This is a genomic window from Flavobacterium ponti, assembly GCF_042652765.1.
GTDB lineage: Bacteria > Bacteroidota > Bacteroidia > Flavobacteriales > Flavobacteriaceae > Flavobacterium > Flavobacterium ponti.
On sequence record NZ_JBHSGW010000002.1, the window covers coordinates 387,175 to 407,461 of the forward strand.

Annotated in this window: 16 protein-coding genes and 1 tRNA gene; 9 read left to right on the top strand and 8 right to left on the bottom strand. The window is 28.1% G+C overall.

Annotated features, from left to right (window positions below):
- Together ACFO3U_RS04345 and ACFO3U_RS04350 are read left to right on the top strand one after the other, a co-directional pair.
- Window positions 1–2,181 (top strand): M56 family metallopeptidase, encoded by a 2,181-nt coding sequence (locus ACFO3U_RS04345; protein ID WP_379738507.1) that lies wholly within the window; start codon window positions 1–3, stop codon window positions 2,179–2,181.
- Window positions 2,182–2,275: 94 nt separating this feature from the next.
- On the top strand, window positions 2,276–2,416 hold the full coding sequence (locus tag ACFO3U_RS04350; protein ID WP_379738508.1) for an SsrA-binding protein: 141 nt from the start codon (window positions 2,276–2,278) through the stop codon (window positions 2,414–2,416).
- A 51-nt stretch (window positions 2,417–2,467) separates the two neighbouring features.
- Here the strand turns inward: ACFO3U_RS04350 and ACFO3U_RS04355 are convergent, their stop codons facing one another.
- The gene (locus ACFO3U_RS04355; protein ID WP_379738509.1) at window positions 2,468–2,980 is read right to left on the bottom strand and encodes an adenine phosphoribosyltransferase; all 513 of its coding nucleotides are present in this window, start codon (window positions 2,978–2,980) and stop codon (window positions 2,468–2,470) included.
- Window positions 2,981–3,049: 69 nt separating this feature from the next.
- Between ACFO3U_RS04355 and ACFO3U_RS04360 the strand changes: the two genes are divergently transcribed.
- The 6 genes from ACFO3U_RS04360 to ACFO3U_RS04385 all read left to right on the top strand — a co-directional run bounded on the left by ACFO3U_RS04360 (window position 3,050) and on the right by ACFO3U_RS04385 (window position 5,231).
- A tRNA-Arg gene (locus ACFO3U_RS04360) sits at window positions 3,050–3,123 on the top strand.
- A 119-nt stretch (window positions 3,124–3,242) separates the two neighbouring features.
- Entirely contained in the window at window positions 3,243–4,088 is an 846-nt protein-coding gene (locus ACFO3U_RS04365) for a hypothetical protein (RefSeq protein WP_379738510.1), read from the top strand.
- A gap of 160 nt (window positions 4,089–4,248) precedes the next feature.
- Window positions 4,249–4,464 carry an excisionase family DNA-binding protein gene (locus ACFO3U_RS04370; protein WP_379738511.1) on the top strand — a complete coding sequence of 72 codons (216 nt, stop codon included), beginning with the start codon at window positions 4,249–4,251 and terminating at the stop codon, window positions 4,462–4,464.
- 55 nt (window positions 4,465–4,519) lie between these two features.
- Window positions 4,520–4,888 (top strand): hypothetical protein, encoded by a 369-nt coding sequence (locus tag ACFO3U_RS04375; protein WP_379738512.1) that lies wholly within the window; start codon window positions 4,520–4,522, stop codon window positions 4,886–4,888.
- Window positions 4,885–5,079, top strand: coding sequence for a hypothetical protein (locus ACFO3U_RS04380; RefSeq protein ID WP_379738513.1), 195 nt, complete (start codon window positions 4,885–4,887; stop codon window positions 5,077–5,079). The genes ACFO3U_RS04375 and ACFO3U_RS04380 overlap by 4 nt, the downstream gene beginning before the upstream one ends.
- A gap of 5 nt (window positions 5,080–5,084) precedes the next feature.
- The gene (locus ACFO3U_RS04385; protein ID WP_379738514.1) at window positions 5,085–5,231 is read left to right on the top strand and encodes a hypothetical protein; all 147 of its coding nucleotides are present in this window, start codon (window positions 5,085–5,087) and stop codon (window positions 5,229–5,231) included.
- A 175-nt stretch (window positions 5,232–5,406) separates the two neighbouring features.
- Here ACFO3U_RS04385 and ACFO3U_RS04390 read toward each other — a convergent pair whose 3' ends face one another.
- The 7 genes from ACFO3U_RS04390 to ACFO3U_RS04420 form a co-directional block, all read right to left on the bottom strand.
- The gene (locus ACFO3U_RS04390; RefSeq protein ID WP_379738515.1) at window positions 5,407–9,213 is read right to left on the bottom strand and encodes a T9SS type B sorting domain-containing protein; all 3,807 of its coding nucleotides are present in this window, start codon (window positions 9,211–9,213) and stop codon (window positions 5,407–5,409) included.
- A gap of 18 nt (window positions 9,214–9,231) precedes the next feature.
- Window positions 9,232–10,029, bottom strand: a complete 798-nt coding sequence (locus ACFO3U_RS04395; protein ID WP_379738516.1) for a hypothetical protein — start codon at window positions 10,027–10,029, stop codon at window positions 9,232–9,234.
- 1 nt (window position 10,030) lies between these two features.
- Window positions 10,031–10,399, bottom strand: a complete 369-nt coding sequence (locus ACFO3U_RS04400; RefSeq protein ID WP_379738517.1) for a hypothetical protein — start codon at window positions 10,397–10,399, stop codon at window positions 10,031–10,033.
- Between the two features lie 10 nt (window positions 10,400–10,409).
- Complete coding sequence (locus ACFO3U_RS04405) at window positions 10,410–17,351, bottom strand: FG-GAP-like repeat-containing protein (protein WP_379738518.1); 6,942 nt, start codon at window positions 17,349–17,351, stop codon at window positions 10,410–10,412.
- A 4-nt stretch (window positions 17,352–17,355) separates the two neighbouring features.
- The gene (locus ACFO3U_RS04410) at window positions 17,356–17,802 is read right to left on the bottom strand and encodes a T9SS type A sorting domain-containing protein (protein ID WP_379738519.1); all 447 of its coding nucleotides are present in this window, start codon (window positions 17,800–17,802) and stop codon (window positions 17,356–17,358) included.
- Window positions 17,803–17,986: 184 nt separating this feature from the next.
- Entirely contained in the window at window positions 17,987–18,595 is a 609-nt protein-coding gene (locus ACFO3U_RS04415) for a site-specific integrase (RefSeq protein WP_379738520.1), read from the bottom strand.
- Window positions 18,596–18,640: 45 nt separating this feature from the next.
- Window positions 18,641–19,159 (bottom strand): phage integrase SAM-like domain-containing protein, encoded by a 519-nt coding sequence (locus ACFO3U_RS04420; RefSeq protein WP_379738521.1) that lies wholly within the window; start codon window positions 19,157–19,159, stop codon window positions 18,641–18,643.
- Between the two features lie 517 nt (window positions 19,160–19,676).
- Between ACFO3U_RS04420 and ACFO3U_RS04425 the strand changes: the two genes are divergently transcribed.
- Window positions 19,677–20,159 (top strand): DUF6252 domain-containing protein, encoded by a 483-nt coding sequence (locus ACFO3U_RS04425; RefSeq protein ID WP_379738522.1) that lies wholly within the window; start codon window positions 19,677–19,679, stop codon window positions 20,157–20,159.
- Window positions 20,160–20,287 lie beyond the last annotated feature (128 nt).

Genomic DNA, 20,287 nt, shown 5'->3' on the forward strand with positions numbered 1-20,287 from the left:
ATGGAAGCATTATTTATCTACTTTTTAAAAGCAAATGGTTTACTTGTAACCTTCTTTTTAGCTTATTATTTTTTATTGCGAAAAGAAACATTTTTCAATAAAAACAGATGGTTTTTAATTTTTGGTTTATTGGCTTCTGTGCTTTTGCCATTAATCACTTTTACGAAAACGGTTTGGGTTGATCCTACACCAATTGTTTATGAAGCAGTTTCTAATGATTTTGTTCCTTATATAATAGAAAACAAAGCAATAGAAGAACCCGTTGACTGGAATTCAATTTTAATATATGTGTATTTTGGTATTTCAATTATTCTTGTTTTAAGATTCTTAATTGAAGTATTATCATTTTTTAGAATTGTAAGTTTTGGCAAAAGAACAAAAACCAAAGAAGCTATTCTAATTGATAATTCAGCTAATGAAAATCCGTTTTCATTTTTTAAGCATATTGTTTTTAATAGTCAAATGTTTTCAGAAGAAGAATTACAGCACATAATTATTCACGAAAACATTCACGTTAAAGAAAAACATTCTATTGATGTATTAATTTCAAAACTTTTTTGTGCTTTTTTTTGGATTAATCCAATTATGTGGTTGTATCAAAAAGAAATGCTTCAAAACCTTGAATATATTGCAGATGACAAAGCTTCAACAATAGCTCAGGACAAAATTAATTATCAGAAAACCTTATTAAAAGTAGTGACTAATCAACACCAACTTAGTATTACCAATCAATTTTATCAATCATTAATCAAAAAACGAATCGTTATGTTAAACACCAATCAATCCAACCAAAAAAAATCATGGAAGTATGCTTTAATTCTTCCTGTTTTAAGTGCTTTTATACTACTTTTTCAAGTGGAAACTGTGGCACAAGTTAAAGAGGAAAAAGTAGAAAAATCAACTGAAATTAAAGCAGATACTGTAGTATGGGTTAAAGATTTTAAAGACGAGTTTAATTCTAAAATGGATAATAATGCAGTATATACATCTGAAGTAGTTCAATTTATAATCAATAAAAACACAACTGATTCTGAAATTGAAAGAGAAACTAAAAAACTTAAAAAAGATTATAATATTCAATTAAGTATTACAAAAATTAAGAGAAATGAGAAAAATGAAATAATTGCACTAAATGCAAAATTTGAAGATGAAAATAAAACTAGTGGACATATTTCAATTAAAAGTGATGAACCCATTAAACCTATCCGTTTCTTTAAAGAATTAGGTGAAAATGGAAATATAGGTTTTGATAGAAATGACAAATCAACTTTTTTTGCCAATATGAATTCTCAAAATAAAAATTCGAAAGAAGTTCAAATAGAATGGAAAGATGCTAGTAATTTATCAAAAAATTCAAAATCAAATCGTTTATACATAATTAATGGTGAAGAAGTTGAAGAAAATGATATTCCTAGTGGAACAACATTAGAAATTGATGGAGCTATAATCGAATTAAGCAATGAAGATGGTATAAAAAAATACGGCCAAAAAGGAAAAAATGGAGTTCTAGTATTTGAAGGAAAATCCAATTTTAAAAATGATGATGAAACGGTTATTTACATTAATGACAAAAAGGTTTCTAAAAAAGAAATGAATAAATTAAACCCAAAAGAAATCGCTTCTGTGAATGTGAATAAGTCTGATTTAAAAAATCAAATTAGAATTTATACTAAAAATTCTAAAGGAATTGATGATGACACAAAAATTTATATTAATGGAAAAGAAGTTTCAAAAGATGAATTAGATGAATTGGACAAAAATGAAATTCAATCTATAAATGTGAATAAAACAAATAGAATCATCAAGATTGAAAAAAAGAGAATTGATGCTGAAATAGAAAAAGCAAAAGCCGAAATTGAAAAGGCTAAATTAGATATTGAAAAAACTAAACCAGAAATAGAAAGAGCAAAGATTGAAATTGAAAAAGCTAAGACTGAAATAAGAAATAGAAAAGCCATTTCAGGTGGAAATTGGAATGATGTTGAAAAAGAATTAGAAGAGATTTCTAAAAAAGAAATGGAATTAAAAGCTCAACGAAATTCGAAATTAAGTAAAGAACAGTTGGAAGCACGACGCAAAAAAAGAGAAGAGCTTAATGAACAACGAAGAAAATTAATCGACGAAAGGAAAAAAAAAATTGAAATAAGAAAAAAACAATTTGAAGAAAAAAGAAACGAATAATTATTTTTTATTTATAATATTTAAAACCACAAATCTCTTAACAGAAAGCTAAAGATTTGTGGTTTTTATTTTTCTATCTTTGTCAAAAAAAGAAATGTATAAATTATTAGCTAAATTAAATAAGCTTTTGTTACCAAGTTTTACCAAAAGAGGTTTAGACATTACCAAAGCTAAAAAATGGCAAAAAGCATTATTGGCTTATCGTTATTTTATAACTATGAAAAGCTTAAAATAAGATTTTCTGATTTTCGGACAATAGATTTTCAGAAAAATGAAATCTTTAAATCTAATAAGTCAAAGCAGCAAATACTTCATGCTCTGCAATCTGTTCTCTTCCATTTAGGAAAGTCAATTCCATTAAGAAATTACATTGTACAATATTTCCACCCAATTTTTCCACTAATTCGCAAACCGCTTTTGCAGTTCCACCAGTGGCTAAAACATCATCGTGAATTAAGATATTTTCTTCTTCTTTAATCGCATCAATGTGCATTTCTAAAATATCTGAACCATATTCCAATTCATAAGAAGCAGAAATAGTATCAAAAGGTAATTTTTTTGGTTTACGAACAGGTATAAATCCAACTCCTAATTTTTGGGCTAATAGCATTCCAAAAAAGAATCCTCTACTTTCAACTCCAACAACTTTATCAATCTTTTTTCCTTGTAAAGAACTGACTAACAAATCTAAACAAGCTTGAGTTGCTTCAGCATTTAATAATAATGGAGTAATGTCTTTAAAACCAATTCCAGGTTTTGGAAAATCTTGAATATCTCTAATGTAATTTTCGAAGTTCATTTCTTAATTATTTTTTTGAATTTGATTTGCAAGTTACACAATTATACTTATATTTGCACCCACAAAAAAGGCCTCGTGGCGCAACTGAATAGCGCATCTCATTACGGCTGAGAAGGTTACTGGTTTGAATCCAGTCGAGGTCACATTAACATCCCTTAACCCTTATTAATAAAGGTTTAAGGGATTTTTGTTTTAAATTTGTGCCTTTTTTGTGTCCCTATTTTATATCTTTACTAATGTATAATTTTTTTATTAAAAAAGCATGAAAGATATTGAAGATCTACACGAGTTAATAGATAATACTTATTCTATCTGTAAAAGTATCATTCAAAATGATTTTTCAGATAAAGAAAGAAAAGAGTTTTTAAATATTATGAAATATTTAAAAACTGATTTTAAGTCTTTCATAACCAATTCATTCATAGTATTTAATTTAGAGGAATTAAAATCGTTAAAATCTCCAAGTTTGTCATTTACTAATAAACATAGTGATGAATCAATAAGATACTTTGAAAAGTTTTATGGAAAAATAAAAGCAAAAAAATTAAAAGATGAAAACTTAGCAATTTTACTGCATAGAATGAGTCTAATTTATCAATCGATAATTAATAATGAATACATAAATCCAGAAACTTCAGAAGAAATTAAAGAAATTATATCTAAATTAGAAAATAGAACATTAGTACTTGGGCAAAGATATGGTATGGATAGAGATCTTAATTTAGATACAAACGTTCCTGCCAGAACCTTTAGATTAAAAGAAAAATATTATCTAAAAGCAACAATATTATTTGTCAAATTAAAAGCTCATAAATTTATTACTGACACAAGTAAAGAAAACTTTGAGATAGCTTTTTCAATTATCAAATATTCGAAAAACTTTGAAAAAATAAATTGGAACGGTTCAATTCTTGAGCTTAAATATTTTATTGAAACATTAAAAAACAACAAAATCATTGAAGTTGAAAATAATTACTTTAGCTTTATGACTGATTGTTTTATGATTAAAAAGAAGGAATTATTTTACAATCAGATAAAAGATTCTCGAAAATCTAGTAGTTCTAATAGAAACTTTCATTTAATTGACGAAATTACTAATTTAACATAAACTCCGAGTAAAAAATAAAAATTACTGAATTAATAATTCATAAACAATTACCTACCAGTTAATTACATAAAAATAAATTCTACACCACTCCCGTACCAATTTAAAAAAAAATAATTTCCCAATACATTTACAACAGATTATAAATAAATAAACTGTTATAATGAATTTATTAAAAATGGAAATTCAAAAACTACCTCCAAGATTTTTAACAAGATACGAAGCAGCTGCCTTTCTTACAATTTCAGTCAAGACAGTTGACAGGCTCATAAGAGACAATAGAATAAAAGCATTTAAACTTGGTAAAAGAGTATTGATACATTATGATTCATTAACTGAAGAAAACATCAATGCTGTTAGACCAAAATTTCAAAATTAATATTTCTTATTCAAAGCATATTAAAACACTTCAAAACCAATTAATATTTTTTAAAATGGATAAAAATATAGAAATCAGAAAATGTCTGTATTCTGGAGAAGAATTTCTTCCCAAAAGAAACAATCAAGTTTTTGCATCTAAGAACAATAGAATCAAGTATCATAATCGAATCAACAATAAACTAAGAAACGATTTAAAATCAACAAACAATCAATTGATTCTTAACTACAAAATATGTAAAGAGTTGATAGGATTCAATAAAACTAGATTGATTCACAAAGAATTTCTTAAAGGAAAAGGTTTTGATTTTAAATTTTTTACAAGCCTAGCGGATAATAGTAAAAAGACAGGATACACTTATTCAATATATGAATTTTCGATTGAAAAAATAGATGACATTAATTATTTAATATCTAAACAATGATAATAGACCCAGACATAATCAATATAAATATAATTCCTGAAAATAGATTAACATTGATTGAAATTGAAAATGTTTCAAAAATTAAAAATCAAAATAAATATTTGAAAATTTCATTGATTATAATTTCTATGACGGTGATTATAATATTATTTAAGAATTATGATGATAATAAAATTTCAATAATAAAATAAAAGTTATGGCAAAAGAAAATAAAGAATATAATTATGGATTTATTCCATTACAAAGAACAATTTTAGAATGGCAATGGTATCAAAATTCAAATGTTGCTAGATTATTTATTCACATCTTATTAAAATCAAATTTTAGATATGAACGAAATTAAAGAATTTATTACCCCTTATAAAAGCAATTATTATATGATACAGCATAAATAAATTCCCAAATAATAATCACAAAAAAATTAAAAAAATAGAACTACCATACCATCAAATTTAATTATGACACTATTCAAAGACAAAAAATTATCATCAATAATCCACTTAGAAAAAAATATTTCTTTATCTAATCAAAGAAAAATGTCCTTTTACAATTTTACCCTTTTCAAATTCAATTAAATACCAATAGTCAGTAGCAAGAACATCTTGTCCGTTATATTTTCCATCCCATCCCTTTATTTTTGGATTAAATTGATGTAGCAGTTTACCATATCTATCAAAAATATTTACTTTAGCTATCTCATTAGGGTTGTAATTTTTTATATTCCAAAAATCATTGTATCCATCTCCATTGGGTGTAAAAAACTTTGGAACACCCATTACATAAATAGTTTCGGTCTTTAAATCACAGCCTTTCAAATCTTTAATATACAAAATATAAGTTCCTACAGGAATATTACTAAATATGGAAGAATCTTGATAATGTAAACCATTCAGACTATAAACATAATCCCCTAAACCAGTTGCAAAAACTTGAATTGTATTATTCTCTGAAAAATCTGTAACTTCTATAACATCAATAACTGCTCTATTAGAAGCAGTAACTGTAATAGTTCTTGTTATTGTACAACCATTATTATTTGTTACATCTACAGTATAAATTCCAGCAGTATTGATTGTTAAGTTATAATTTGTTGCTCCACTAATTAAAGTGTCATTAAAATACCATTCATAAGTAAAGTTTGAACTCGTTGATGGATTTAATAAACCTGCATCAATGACTTTTGTAAATGTGGGGTCATCACTACAAACCAATTCCGTATCAGTTAAAGTAAGTATAGGAAGTTGATTTACTTTAAAAGGAATAGTTAGGGTTACTTTGCAGCTACTATTGATTGGATTAATAACCTCTACTAAGATGTTTTGGGTAGTTGTTGTAAACGGATTTGGTAATGGGCTTGGTAATGTATTTCCATTTTCATCAAAATAATTTACTAACATCCCTGTTTGAGTCCCTAGAATAGTGGATTGAAAAGTACTTGTGTCAAAAGCATACATTCCATTTTGCAATAAAGGGTCTATCTCATCATCACAAATAGTAGTCAAATTTGTCGGAATAGGAAAAGCTTCTGGTAAATCATCTACAATAAATTGAATGGTTGTATTGGAACTACAAGCTTGTGTTGTAATGTTTGTAACTGTTACGATAATAGTTTGGGAGCTGCTTACAAAAGGATTTGGCAAAGGACTAGATAAACTCATACCATTTGAATCTGTATAAGCAACACTAACATTAGTCAAACCATTCAAAAGCGTATTTTCTAACGAGGAAGTATCAAAACTATAAAACCCATCTTGGTCATCGTCACAATTAGTAATGATTTGTGGTTGTACAATTGGAAGTGGTTCCACAGTTAAAGTTATATGATGTCCTAGACCTAAACATTCATTATTCAATTGACTATCCACTCTAACATAAATATTTTGAGTATTTGGATAACCCACATTTGTATAGTTTGAAATATTTACAATAGCATTTACTTCTGCTAAAGCATCTGCAAGATTTTTATAATAGGAAATATTAAGCAATTGTCCTGTTGGATATAAAGCTTGAATTTCATTAGTAACACTGCTAAAATTAAAGGTTGATATTCCATCACTGTTTGATCCTGAAATCATAGTATCACATGAAATAAAAGTTCTTTGAAAACTTGCAGGAATTAATGTGGTTGAAACTATTAAGTTTAAAGGAACCACTCTAAAACAACCATTTGCATTTGTAACTCTTACATAAATTACATCATTACTAACTAATTGATTCGTATAAGTTGTAGTATTTGTAATAGCACTTACATTATTTTGAGCATCAATTGCAGACTCAAAATAGGAAAAACTTAACCCTGAAGTGGAAGCAACAAGTAGTTGATTTGCTTCAGTCAAGTTAAAAGCACTAAATCCATCATTATCATCATCACATTGTTTTAAAGAAACAGTTGGATTAACAATTGGTAAACTATAAACCTCAATGGCAAACGAAGTTGAAGCAAAACAGTTGATATTAGCTATTGTAGTTATTTTTACATAAATGGTTTCAACTGCATTTGTATTTACATAGTTTGTTGGTGTAGTAATCTGGTTTATAAAGCTACTATCTGTATAATAACTAACCGAAAATTCACTTAGAGATTGACCATTTAAAATAAACATTTCATTTTGAGTTAAATCAAAAACATTTTTCCCATCATTATCTGTACCAAAAGAAGTGTTATCACAAGCACGAATAGCCGGAATTGATGTTGGTGCAACGGCAGTTTTAAAAACCTGTATAGTAAAATTGGTTGTTATTTTACAATTAGTATTGGCTACATTACTTACTTCTGCAATAATAGTTTGTAAACCAAAAGCAGTAGCATTAGTATAACTTGTTGGATTTACAATTGATGTATTCGAAGCATAATCAGCTGCCGAAGCAAAATACTTAATTTGATATTGCGATGCAGATTGCCCATTTAAAATAACACTATTCTGTTGCGTTAAATCAAACGGTGCAAAACCATCATTATTGCTATCACAAATTTTCATGGCTACAGGTTGTGTGGCTGTGGGAATTTCAGAAATAATGATATCTCTAGTATTTGTTCCAACTCCTGATGGACTTGTAGCCGTAACAGAAACTGTATAAGTACCAGCAGCTGTATAACTATGCGTTGGGTTTAATTCATTTGAAGTAAACCCATCACCAAAGTCCCAAGAAATGCTTGTTACAGCAGAATTATTTAATTGAAAAGATGTGGCTTCTCCAACGCAAGCATTTTGGAGTTGTATAGCAGGTGCAAAGAAAAAAGATTGGTTAAAAGACGGAAGTCCTGATTTGGATATTTTACCTGCTAAATCAATTACATTATATTGAAAATTACAACCAACACCTATAATATTTGGATTATTAATTACTCCAATTTTTGTTAAATCAAATAATGCTACATAAATTTTATTATCAGGACCAAGTTGTAACGCTCCTGGTCTATTTTGAATAGTTCCAGAAAATAGAGTAATCTTTGAAGATCCTATATTAGGAGCTGTTAAATCAAATTGATATAATTTTCCACCAACTGATTGGGTAACATATAAGACTGACTCATCAGGTGAAAAAGCAACTCCATAAAGCTCACCAGGTTCAATTAACAACGTTTTAGAGTTTGATAAGACACCAGTATTGGTATTAAAGTCGAATAACTGTACAAAATCTGCTGTACTAGTAATAGCTAACTTACTTCCACTTGGAGATAGTCTTATGTGACCCGCTGCTTGAAATCCATTTCCTGAAATAGTAAAACCTATTGGAGTAATAACAGGTGAATTAGATAGACCTGCAGAAGTTAACAAATAGGTATTAAAATTGTTACTATTCCATCCATGGGTTACTATCCAAAAATCTATACCATTGGCGTGTTTTGTTATTCCAATATTTTCTATAGTAGGTGTATATATTAAAATGTTCTTATCGCTTGTGACGGCTCCATTTCCTGAATCAAGAGTCATGTCTACAATTGAATATCTAAACCCATTGGGATCATGTTCATTGTCAGTTGTAAAAATATAGTATAAGTTTGAAGAGCCAGGTTTGGGAACTATCGTTGCCGATTGAGTGCTTGAATAATTTCCTAATAAACCTGTTCCATTTACCATAACTTGGTGGTTCTTGTTATAAACTACAGATCCATCCGTATAAAATAATAATTGCCCTAAAGAATTGCTAATTGTAGCACAACCTTCTTCTGTAACAAGTTGCCCATCTGTTAAAGCAACAGGTGCTCCACTATTAAAATCTAAACCAGCATTTTCTCCAAAATACCAAATGTTGGCTTCTCCTTGAGCATAAGAAACCAACATTCCTAAAAATAAAAAAAATACACTAATTTTAGTTTTCATTAAATAATTTCAAAATTACTAATTTGGCCACTCCAATTGAATTTTAAATTCCAAATCCACTTCTGGATAAGAAAAAGTAATTTCACTTGGTTTAGTTACCATATAATTATTTAACCCTATAGTTCTATAACCAAAAGAATCTGTAATCAATGGCTGTGATGCAGGCAAATTATCTTGATCATCAAATCCTATTTGTAAAGTTTTGGTAGGGTCAAAATATAAATTTTCATTTGTTAAATCCCAAGTTAAATCTCCTTGATTCGTTTTTACAGTAGAAGAAAACCAATATTTATAGCTGTAACCCGTGCTAAAAGGATTATTTAAGGTGTTTTTTCTTAAACCAAAAACTACATCAGCTAAATGATTAGGATTTGTAGCGGGGAACTCAGGATCCCAAGAACCATTAACATTGGTAAAAGAGATAAGCTGCAAACCTGTTAGTTTAACGGCTTGATCACTTACAACATTTATTGTTACTGTCTTTACCTCACTACTAATATTTCCTTCTTTTGTTGCCTTAAAATAGATGGTTTTTGAACCTACAGTATCAAAATAAAAATTTATGGTTTTACTTGTTCCATAATTGGAATAGTACTCAAACTCTGTTGCAAAATTATCATATGAAAATATAATACCATTCATATCGGTTTCACTGGCAATAGTGATGTCGATTTGTTTATCTACAGGTATTGTAATAGCACTTGGAATTACTTCAATTGCAAAACTTTCTTTTTCTTGCGAGTTGTCTGGACTGCAAGATGCAATTAATATAAATAAAAATCCAATTTTCAATCTTAATGGTAAGGTTAATATCATATCACTGTTTTGATAAATCTAAATTAGTATCAATTCTTTTTTTAAACAACAAATTTTTAAATTGCTTATAATTTAGCTCTTTCGATAAAGTATCATCAATTTTACTATGAATATAATATTTTAAAATTTCTTTTGGTACATCTTTGGGATAATTTGAATTTGTTGTATCAACGCTAAAAACAATATATTTATCATTAAAATTGGCATCGACAACACCTTTATCAATTATAAATTCATTATTTCTAGCTATTCTATTAAATTTTCCACCTTCTATAGATAGAACATAATTATCAGTTAAATCCTTATCATAATCACTAAAATTACAATTCGAAAAGAAAATAATGATTAAAATTGTGAATGTTTTTTTCATGATTTATTTATTAAAAGTTTCCTGGATATCGATATATATACATTTCTTGATTTATTGACTTTGGCATTATTGTATTTACACCAAAAAAATAAATATCATAAGAAGTACCTTGCCCAGCAAATAGATGACCTAATGCAGTAAAAATATTTCTTGCTCCAAAAAATTCAGATAATTTTAAATCTTTTGAAAAATTCAAATCAAAATCATATACGTCTGGCTCTACTGAAACCTGATTATTACCTAAATATTTTACATAAAACCTACCGTAAACTCTTCCGTCAGTTGAGTGTAATAATGATTGAACAAGGTATTTTTTGTTTTTTATCATTTTACTTGTATCAATAAAATTTAAATCTAATTTTGAAGCATCAACTGTTAATGATTCGCCATTCCCTATTCTATACCATTGGTTTGCTTCTTGTAAACTAAGTTTACCATCACTAAGAATATTAAATTTTTTTATGTTAGTTTCATTTACACCATATGAAAACTTATTGTTTTTTTGAAAAGGAGTAGGTAAATTTCCTATGGTCGTATATTGAAACCCCTCATTTTGCCATCCACTACTCAACTGATGACCAGAAAAACTTGGAGTTGCATCTAAGTAAACAGGATCACTTTTACCACCACCACCAAAAATAGATTCTATATTCCTACTAATCCACCCTCCAATAGACTCTAAGTTTCTTCCTGCCCAGTTACCTGCACTTTTTAAACCATCACCCCATTTATTAAAGTTTAAATTTCTATTTGACCAGTCTTTAATTCCAAGATCATCCCAATTTAACGCTATTGATTGTAAGGCACTACCAAAAGTAGATTGTTGATATGATGTAAACTCGAAAGACTGTCCATTATTATTATTTGGGCAATCTGTACAACCGTTACCTTCTTCACCTGAGAAATCTACATATCGCAAAGGATTATTAAATACATATCCATAACGATTATAATTTTGGGTATTATAAGGATCTTGTACGTAATTATCTGGTTGTAAAAATCTATGAACAATAGGATCATATAATCTACCATTCATATGTATCAAACTAACTCCTTGTAAATGCTCATGTCCAGTATAACCTCTATCCAAAATAGTTAAACCATCTAAATCATTACCATCACCGTCTTGTACTTTTGTGATATTACCCCAAGCATCAAACAAACGTTTTTCAACAACATCTCCATCTTGGTTAGTAACCGCTACAATGCTACTTAAATAATCTCTATGCAAATATAGGTATTCTTTTGAATTTAAATCGTCTTTTAAAACAACAGGAGCACTATAAGCATCCCCTCCTATATATGTAATAAACTCAATCTCATCTGTTGTTGTGTTATATTTTATTTCAACACTTCCATCAGTAGAATAATATTTTCGAAGGGGTCTTTCAAATTTATTTTCTTCCAAACCTCCATAATACATTGTGGAACGGCTATTTGCTAAATTATAAGTAAAACTAAGCCTCTCATAATTTTCTTCAGTAATATCAACTGGCCCTTTAAACGCATTATAAGTAACATTTAAATCACTTCTTTGTAAGTAATAATCATTTGAGTTAGGTTTTAATTCTACAGATGAATTTTGAAAATGTTTTGGAATGTTAGTTCCAGCATTTACATTTGTATAGTTGTAAGTTCCAACAGTGTTTTCATCAATTCTTCCTAAATTATCATAACTTTGATAATCTGTTTTAACTTCTGAAACTTTTACATTGTCCAAAGTGAAAGAAATTGGTGATTGAAAATTAAAATCGTTTCCTGCAACAACTTTTAAATAAATTTCTGAATATTGGGAAACCGTGTGTTGAAACGAAAACCCTGGATTAATTCCATATTGAGTTTCTTGAGTTAGTCCAGTTAACGGATCTTTTTCAACTACAGAATATTTTACATAATTCCCAACATTTGATAAGTCTTTGGAAAATAATTCACCTGAAATTTCAATTACATCACCTATTATAGCATTTTCCTTAACTAATTTTTGTGTACCTTCAAAATTTAACGTAGTTGTAACGCTTAACCTTGAATAAAATTGATTTACAATGTTTGAAACTGTTACACCATTCGTTGTTGGTAAAAAATCATCTGTAGTATTAGTAAAAGTATAGGTGTTAAGTTCTATATACTTACTCCAACTTTCTAATCTATCTAAATTATCATAAGTAAAATCTTCACGATCACTAAATAGATTGTTTTTTCTGTAGTCCAAATTCCCACGTTGAGTAGTAAATGTCGTATTTAAAGTCATGACATTAGAGGTCCCATTTAAAACTTTATCATGTTTAAACTCTTTTGGAAACCCATATTGATCGTAAACATTATTAACATCTATGTTATTTCCATAATTACCTTTTGTCAATTGACCTCTTGCATTAACTTTTGTATTTTGCCATAAAAGTTGATTTGTCTCATTATCAAAAATTTGCCAATGGAAACCATTTTTGTATGTGTTTTTTATTGAATTTTCACTGGTTTGTCCAACTGCAGTGTTTTTTTTGTGTTCTAAAACAACTCTTCCAAATGAGTCATATTCAAAGGAATTTTCAAATGTAAATTCACCATCGATTCTATCTTCCTTACTATGGATTATTCTATTGTATTCATCACGTTCGTAATAATATTCAATATCATAGCCTTCGTCGACATCCCAAAAATCGATATAGTCAAGTAATTTATTTGTTGGATTGTAGTAGTAGTAGCTAATAGAATTACCTGTAGAACCATTAGATGTAGTTGTAGTCTTTGATTTTAATTTCCCTGAATCATACAAAGTATATGTATTCTCTCCATTGGGTGTCCTTTCATTAATTAACTCACCAAGTCCGTTGTATTCATAATCATAAACTCCTGCTGAAGGGTCAGATAATTGCGTTTTATTACCCCAGCCATCTTGCTGAATATTTATTTCAACACCATTGAAATTAGATTGTTTAAGGTTTCCATTAGCAAAATAATTATATAAAATTGTACCTCCATTATCTGTTTTAGATACAAGCTGTCCTAATGAATTTTTTACTGAAGTTATATTGTTGATATTATCTGAAACAATTGTTGTTAAACCAATATAATTAATATCAGTTGTTTTTCCAGTTTGCTCTATAACTTTAATCATTCTACCATATATATCGTAACTTGTAGAACTATATAAAGAGTTGGTAGTAGGAAAATATGACAAAGTAGGTTCGTATACTTTTTTAACTCGTCCGTAAATATCATATTCGTATGAAGTCCAACTTGTACTTGGAGTTGACCCACTATTATCATTTATGGTTTTAATTCCGTCTGCTAATTTTCTTCCTAAATCATCAATAAATGATACTGTAAATGAATCATCATCTCCTGAAACACTAGTCAGAAATCCTCCATGGTCCCCTTTTGCCATCCATGAATATCCAAAAGCTAAAGATTTGCCTAGATAATCTGTTTTTTTACTAATCACACCCCATTTATCATAAGTAAAAGTTGTAATTAAAGGAAAATTTTGATTAGATGGTAGTGTTTCAGTTAATAAAGAACCTGTACTTGAATCATAGGTGTAATTTGTTTCTAATAAATCTACGTCAATACTTTTTGTTAAAAATCTTCCATAATTTGGAGCTGACGGATCATATTCAAATTTCGTTATACGTGGTTGTAATCCAGGAGCATATTTGCGGCTTTGTATTACATTACCGAATGTATCATATTCCAAATCCTCAGTAATAAAATTTGTTAAATGCCCTTTTCTTTTTATTTGAGACACTAATTGATTAGGGTTATAGCTATAGTGTGTTTCACTGGTCATAATATCTGTATTGTTATCAACCACTGTTAAAATACTTTCAGGCCTTCCTGTGTAATAAGCCCCTCCACTTGTTTGGTTTAAGTAGGAATAAGTAATATTTTCTGTCAATTCTATAATATTACCATTCTTTATTTTTGTGGAAACTGTTAGAGGTTCATTGTAACTATCAAAAGTTGTTATAATTTCTTTGGATGTATTATCTAAACCATTTCTTATAACTTTAAAAGTGTTTTTAATTTTATAAACTTTATTGGCTAATAACTCATCAACATTTGTTAACGTGGTTTTTGAAATATAATTTGCTGGAATATAATTATAAAAATTACCAGTTATTAAACCAGCTACTGTATAAGCCTCGCTTAAAGCTCCTCTTTTTTGAGTATCATATTTAAAAACACTTGTTATCGGTGTAAAGTCATCGTTGTACCAATTAGTAGTAGACCTTCCTTTGAACCCCAGAAACCCTAAACCTTCTACATCTACTACAGCTCCGTAATACTTATAATCTTGCTTTTTATATTCGGTGTAACTAACTTTCTCTAATTTTGAAACTACTTGAAGGTTATTTGCAACTTGCAACTCAAATTTTGGATAAGTTTCTGATAAGATACTTGCTTTAAAATAAACTTCATCATTATCTTCAACTAATTGATTATAAGTAATCACATCTTTGACACCGTTTCCTAAAGTAATTGACTTTAATAAATGTTCTTTACTAAAATCTTTTTCTGCATTAAATCTTATAACCTTATTATTTGTTATAAAATTTATTTCACTTCTATAATTCTTTTTATTACTATTTAAGAATACAGGTAATGCATAGTCACCTATTCCAACCTGAAAATTAGTAGTTGAATATAAATCAGAAATAAAATTAGACCCATTATTTCTGAAAACTCTAACGGAAACATATCCTTGGTTATTTGGATAACAATGTTGATTTTTACCAAATAGTAAATCAGTTTTTCCATCTTTATTGATATCTGATGGGATTATATAAAAAACTGTTGGACAATCATCACCATAATTTGCATAAAAATACATATCTGTATAGCTTGATGTCTTTTCAGTAAAAGGATTTGAGTTATTTCCTGTTGAAGTAAAAGTAGCATATGAATTACTATTATAGCTAATTGGTGTAATAAAATCTGTTTTTCCATCACCATCGTAATCACCTAGAATTATAGGGTAATTTAATGTAATCTTACTATTTGTTGTTGTACCAGATAATACAAGTTGATTATTATCTCCCAATGTATATACTTTTGCCACTCCATTATCAATAACTAAAATATCTGTTTTCCCATCTCCATTAAAGTCATCAACATAAAATTTACTATTAGGAGTTGTAAATATGCTAAATCCTACATCAACAAAGTTGCTAGTAATTCTTCTATCTAAATTTAAATAATAGTAATGTCCTCCTGGATATGTATGAGTTGTAGTTTGACAGTTACTTGTTTGCGAATATGTGAATGCTTTTTCAATAATAATTATATCAGAAAGCCCGTCACCATTAAAATCACCATTCAAATATACTTTTGGAATATCACGATTTATTGTAACCCAAACAGGTTCTGATCCAGACCCAGGGTCAGGTGTCAAATTATTTGAAGTTATTTCCGATTTTTTTTCCAAGGTTGGTCCCCCACAAGGATATTGCCAATATCCAAATGAAAATTTTGGAAATTGGTAATTTCTTGTATATTCAAGGTTGATTGAGTTAGGAAGGCCTGTGGTTGAACTTATTGCACCTGCAGAATAATTTTGAAATGAAGTAGTATTGTTATTATTGTCATGTTTTATAACACACCAACCTTGTTTTTGCATTAAATTATTTGAAGAATTTAACCAAGAAGTAGTAAAAATATCTACAAAACTTCCAATGTTGTGCTGGTATCCTATATTTGTACTATTATTCAGCAACCCATTAAACAACCAATATTTATCTTTTGTATTTGTTGGGTATAATATTACATCCATATCACCATCTCCATCAAAATCCCCGGAGATAGTTTTTGCATTATTATAATTTACATCAGAAAGTGAAATGTTAATTGATTGACTATTAAAAGATAAATTTTCTGGTGTATCATCACCATAATTAAATACTGTCGGATTATAACTTTTTGAATTATCACCGGTTTTTTCAGTTATACTTATAAGTCTTTCATAACGAAGAGATGTTTGATTATATGCTAAATAATAATTTCTATAGGTTAAATTATTTCCCGTTACAGTAATATGATCTAATATTTGAGTAGTTAGAATATAATCATAGTCATAAGTGTGAAAAGAAGAACTCTCGGGTCTCTGTCTTGTTTTATATGAAAAACTAACTCTATTTGTAAAATTATTATTGTTTAACGGTCCATATTCAACTTTTGCTATTAATAATTTATTAAGCATTTGCCCTGCAGTATAGGAACCATATGAATACTTTATTCTAATTCCCTGTGGGTTTTCCCAGTAATCAATTCCCCATTCATATTTATTACGAGATAAATTCTGGGTATCACTATTTCCATATTGGGCAATAGCACCATCGGGATATTTAACTATAAAATAAGCTGGTCCATATTTAGCTCCTTCGGGGTGAACACCATATGAAGTAATTTTAATATTTGAAAAGCTTTCTGTTACATACTCAGTACCATCTGCCCCATAAGCCCCATTAAAACCTTCTTTCAGAACTAATCTTTGACCATCCAAAGCAAATCTGTCCGTATTATCATTATCAACAGCGTCAATAGTTCCATCATGAAACTTTGTCGCAGGTATTTTTGTAATCATTGATACACCTGAAATATCCCATCCATAACCAGCAACCCCATTGCCTTTTTGACTATTATAATTTAAAGAAATTTGAGGCACTATACCTTTAATACCTGGAGGTACATTAATTGGAATATTATAATTTGCACCGCCTGTCAAAGAAACAGATAAATTTCCTTCAGTTACTCCAACTTCATCTGAATTACCAGTAGGTGGGCTATATGAAGGAATCAAATTTTGATTTGAAACTTTATTTGTCAAATCAGAGTTATTTTGAAATTCAGTTCTTTTTATAGGAATGATATTATCAACCGTTTTATTAATATTTATTGTCTCTTGTGAAAATAAAAATAAGTTACAAAAAAGAATTAATGAAAGTATAATTTTTTTCATGATGCTATTTTTTAATTATTTTTATTGATTTTTGGCCACCATCTGTATAATTGAGTTGAAGAAAATATGTTCCTTTAGGAAATTCTTGAAAAGAAATTAATTCTGAGTCTTTTTCATTTAAATCTTTCAATGTTTTAATTAACTGCCCATTTAAAGAAAAAACTTCAATATTATTTACTAAATTATTATCTATTAATTCCCATTTTATATATAACTCATTTTCTACTGGGTTTGGATAATATGAAATAACATCTTTTACGAAAAATTTAAGTAGGTCACTTTCGCTAATTTCAGAAATATCTTTAACCTTTTCTGAGTTTTTTGACAAACAACTTGAACACCATGTTCTTACAATTTGATTTCCTGCTTCGTCGTATTCAAACCTGATTTTTTGAGCAAATAAATGATTTGCAAAAACAAATAAAAACAATAAAATAATGGTCTTTTTCATAATATGTAAAATTTAAGTCGGCAAAAGTAATACTATTAACAATCAATACCGTTACGGTTTTACCGTAAATTTTACCTTACAAACAATTATTATGAAAAAAAACGCTGTTAGTCTTATTTTTAAGTATTTTGTCTAAGAATTATTTTAAATTTAAAAACATTCTAAATAAGAGATAAGACTAAAATCATTTAAAAAACTCATATTTAGAAATCCTCTTGGCATTCTCAATCTTTTCAACTTTTACATAATTTAAAAAGACTCGTTCCGATTTATGTCCACTTATTGCCATAATATCTTGAACAGGAATTCCTGATTTATAAGCATTAGTACAAAAAGATCTTCTTGCTGTATGTGATGCAACTAATTTATATTTTGGTAATGTAAACTCTTTAAGCTTACCTCCCACTGTCTTGGTTAATGAATGATATTCTGTTATCTTAGCTCTTTTGCAAATTGATTTTATATGTTCATTTACTAATTGATTACTAATGTAATCTGGCAATTTACCATCTCTCTTTTCTAATATATTTGTTATGATTGAATTTAGCGGAATAACCACTGTATTTGAAGTTTTTGATTGTTTTAACTGAAAATACTTTAAACCATCTTCTTCAAAAATTACTTGAGAAGCTTTTTTTAATAATCCTAACATATCTGAAATTCTTAAACCAGTATAGCTACTAATTAAAAAAATGTCCCTTACTCCATCTAAAATTGAATCTTTCAACTCAAGTTCTTTGATTCTTTGCAATTCTTCAACAGTCAAATAAACATGATCAATTTCTTCAGTCATTTTCGCAAAATAACTCTTTTTAAATTCATTGTTTTTATGCATCCCTTAGTCGTAAGCAAATCCTAAAATCGTTTTTAACTTTTGTATAATTGTACCAACATAATTAGTAGAGTAATTTTTGCTGTAGAGATAAGCAATATAATCATTGTAAAATTCTCTATTACAATCATTAAAAGAAAAGTTCTTTAATTTTCTGTCGAAAATATATTCTTGTAATCTTGACAAACCTGTTTTGTACGTTTTTAAAGTAGCTGGAGAAAGACGCTTTTTTGTAAAAGGACTGTTATGAATTGAATAATACTCTAAAAACCATAGGTAATAGTTTATCAAGTTACTTTTAGTGCTTTCTTCCTTCTCTTTTATTTTATCCGCTAAACTAGATTTTCCAAACGCATTTAGCATAATTTTATTGACTATGTTTTCAGAAGTATTGTTTTTATCAATTGATTCCATTGATTTATTAAACTTAAAAAGTGCTTCTGATAATTTAGTATTAATTTGAGTCGCTCCAAATACTGAGGAAGGAATTTTTATTCGTTCTTTTTTATTATCCCATTCTTTCAAATTATATATTGAATATCCTGTTTAAGTTCTTAATCGAATGTTTCCTAATGAATTTCTAAATTCAAAATTAATAGAATAACTCTTTGTACTTTTTCGTAAATAAAATCTAATTTTCATTGTGCCTTTTTTAGTTAAAATCAACTTACTTAATATTAAAAAATCTGATATAACTGCACAAATTTTGTGACCGTTTTTGTGTCCGTTCTGTACCCTTCAGGTCCTTTTATGTCTATTACGACTAAAATGCAAGTTTTAATAAACTCTCGAAAACAGCGAGTTTATGTTAAAACACCTAAAAAAATGTATCAAAACATCCGCTCAGTCGAGGTCACATTAACATCCCTTAACCCTTATTAATAAAGGTTTAAGGGATTTTTTTTACTAAATTATTATTTTTTCAAATATTTAAAAAAAACAAAAAACTTAGCAACTAAAAAAAATGATTTTTGAAAAGTATTGTGCAATTCTAAAAAATATTTACATTTACCACACAAATTATTAAAATTAAATTTCAAAAATGAAAAAATTAAAAAAAACGTATTTTTTATTTATTGTGGCAATTTCATCACTATTAATAAACACTTCATGTAATTCTAATGACGATAACGACACAGTTCCATTAGCAGATACATTTTACATCAAATTTAAAGCTAATGATGTTCAACAAAATTTTACTGATTTAGCAATAATTAACTCTTTAAGTAAAGCTATCGTTGGAAATGATGAAAACCAAACAAAAACAGTTGTCATTACTGTACCTCTTAATGTAACAGCTGGTACTTATACAATTACTGACGAGCCTTCAAATGTAAATTCATATGGTATTTTATATAGTTCAGATAGTGAATCTATTTCTACAATTAATGCTACAGGAACATTAGTAATTACTGAAGTTAATGACAATAAAATTAAAGGAACATTTAATTTCACAGCTGAAAATGCAGAATCTGGACCATCAACCATTACAGTAGTTGAAGGAGAGTTCAATGTAGAGAATTAGTATAAATTAAATAATATATTACCTCAAGCCAATCTAGTAAGAGCATTTCTAGATTGGTTTTTTTTATTTATTTAAAAACATTTTGACAATAATCTTAAATTTTATATTTACATTTTTTGTTTATAGAA

Coding starts and splice junctions, on each gene's coding strand:
- ACFO3U_RS04380 (WP_379738513.1), top strand. CDS start 4,885: ATGATAATAGACCCAGACATAATCAATATAAATATAATTCCTGAAAAT.
- ACFO3U_RS04415 (WP_379738520.1), bottom strand. CDS start 18,595: ATGACTGAAGAAATTGATCATGTTTATTTGACTGTTGAAGAATTGCAA.
- ACFO3U_RS04395 (WP_379738516.1), bottom strand. CDS start 10,029: ATGATATTAACCTTACCATTAAGATTGAAAATTGGATTTTTATTTATA.
- ACFO3U_RS04425 (WP_379738522.1), top strand. CDS start 19,677: ATGAAAAAATTAAAAAAAACGTATTTTTTATTTATTGTGGCAATTTCA.
- ACFO3U_RS04365 (WP_379738510.1), top strand. CDS start 3,243: ATGAAAGATATTGAAGATCTACACGAGTTAATAGATAATACTTATTCT.
- ACFO3U_RS04390 (WP_379738515.1), bottom strand. CDS start 9,213: ATGAAAACTAAAATTAGTGTATTTTTTTTATTTTTAGGAATGTTGGTT.
- ACFO3U_RS04345 (WP_379738507.1), top strand. CDS start 1: ATGGAAGCATTATTTATCTACTTTTTAAAAGCAAATGGTTTACTTGTA.
- ACFO3U_RS04405 (WP_379738518.1), bottom strand. CDS start 17,351: ATGAAAAAAATTATACTTTCATTAATTCTTTTTTGTAACTTATTTTTA.
- ACFO3U_RS04355 (WP_379738509.1), bottom strand. CDS start 2,980: ATGAACTTCGAAAATTACATTAGAGATATTCAAGATTTTCCAAAACCT.
- ACFO3U_RS04370 (WP_379738511.1), top strand. CDS start 4,249: ATGAATTTATTAAAAATGGAAATTCAAAAACTACCTCCAAGATTTTTA.
- ACFO3U_RS04375 (WP_379738512.1), top strand. CDS start 4,520: ATGGATAAAAATATAGAAATCAGAAAATGTCTGTATTCTGGAGAAGAA.
- ACFO3U_RS04350 (WP_379738508.1), top strand. CDS start 2,276: ATGTATAAATTATTAGCTAAATTAAATAAGCTTTTGTTACCAAGTTTT.
- ACFO3U_RS04410 (WP_379738519.1), bottom strand. CDS start 17,802: ATGAAAAAGACCATTATTTTATTGTTTTTATTTGTTTTTGCAAATCAT.
- ACFO3U_RS04400 (WP_379738517.1), bottom strand. CDS start 10,399: ATGAAAAAAACATTCACAATTTTAATCATTATTTTCTTTTCGAATTGT.
- ACFO3U_RS04385 (WP_379738514.1), top strand. CDS start 5,085: ATGGCAAAAGAAAATAAAGAATATAATTATGGATTTATTCCATTACAA.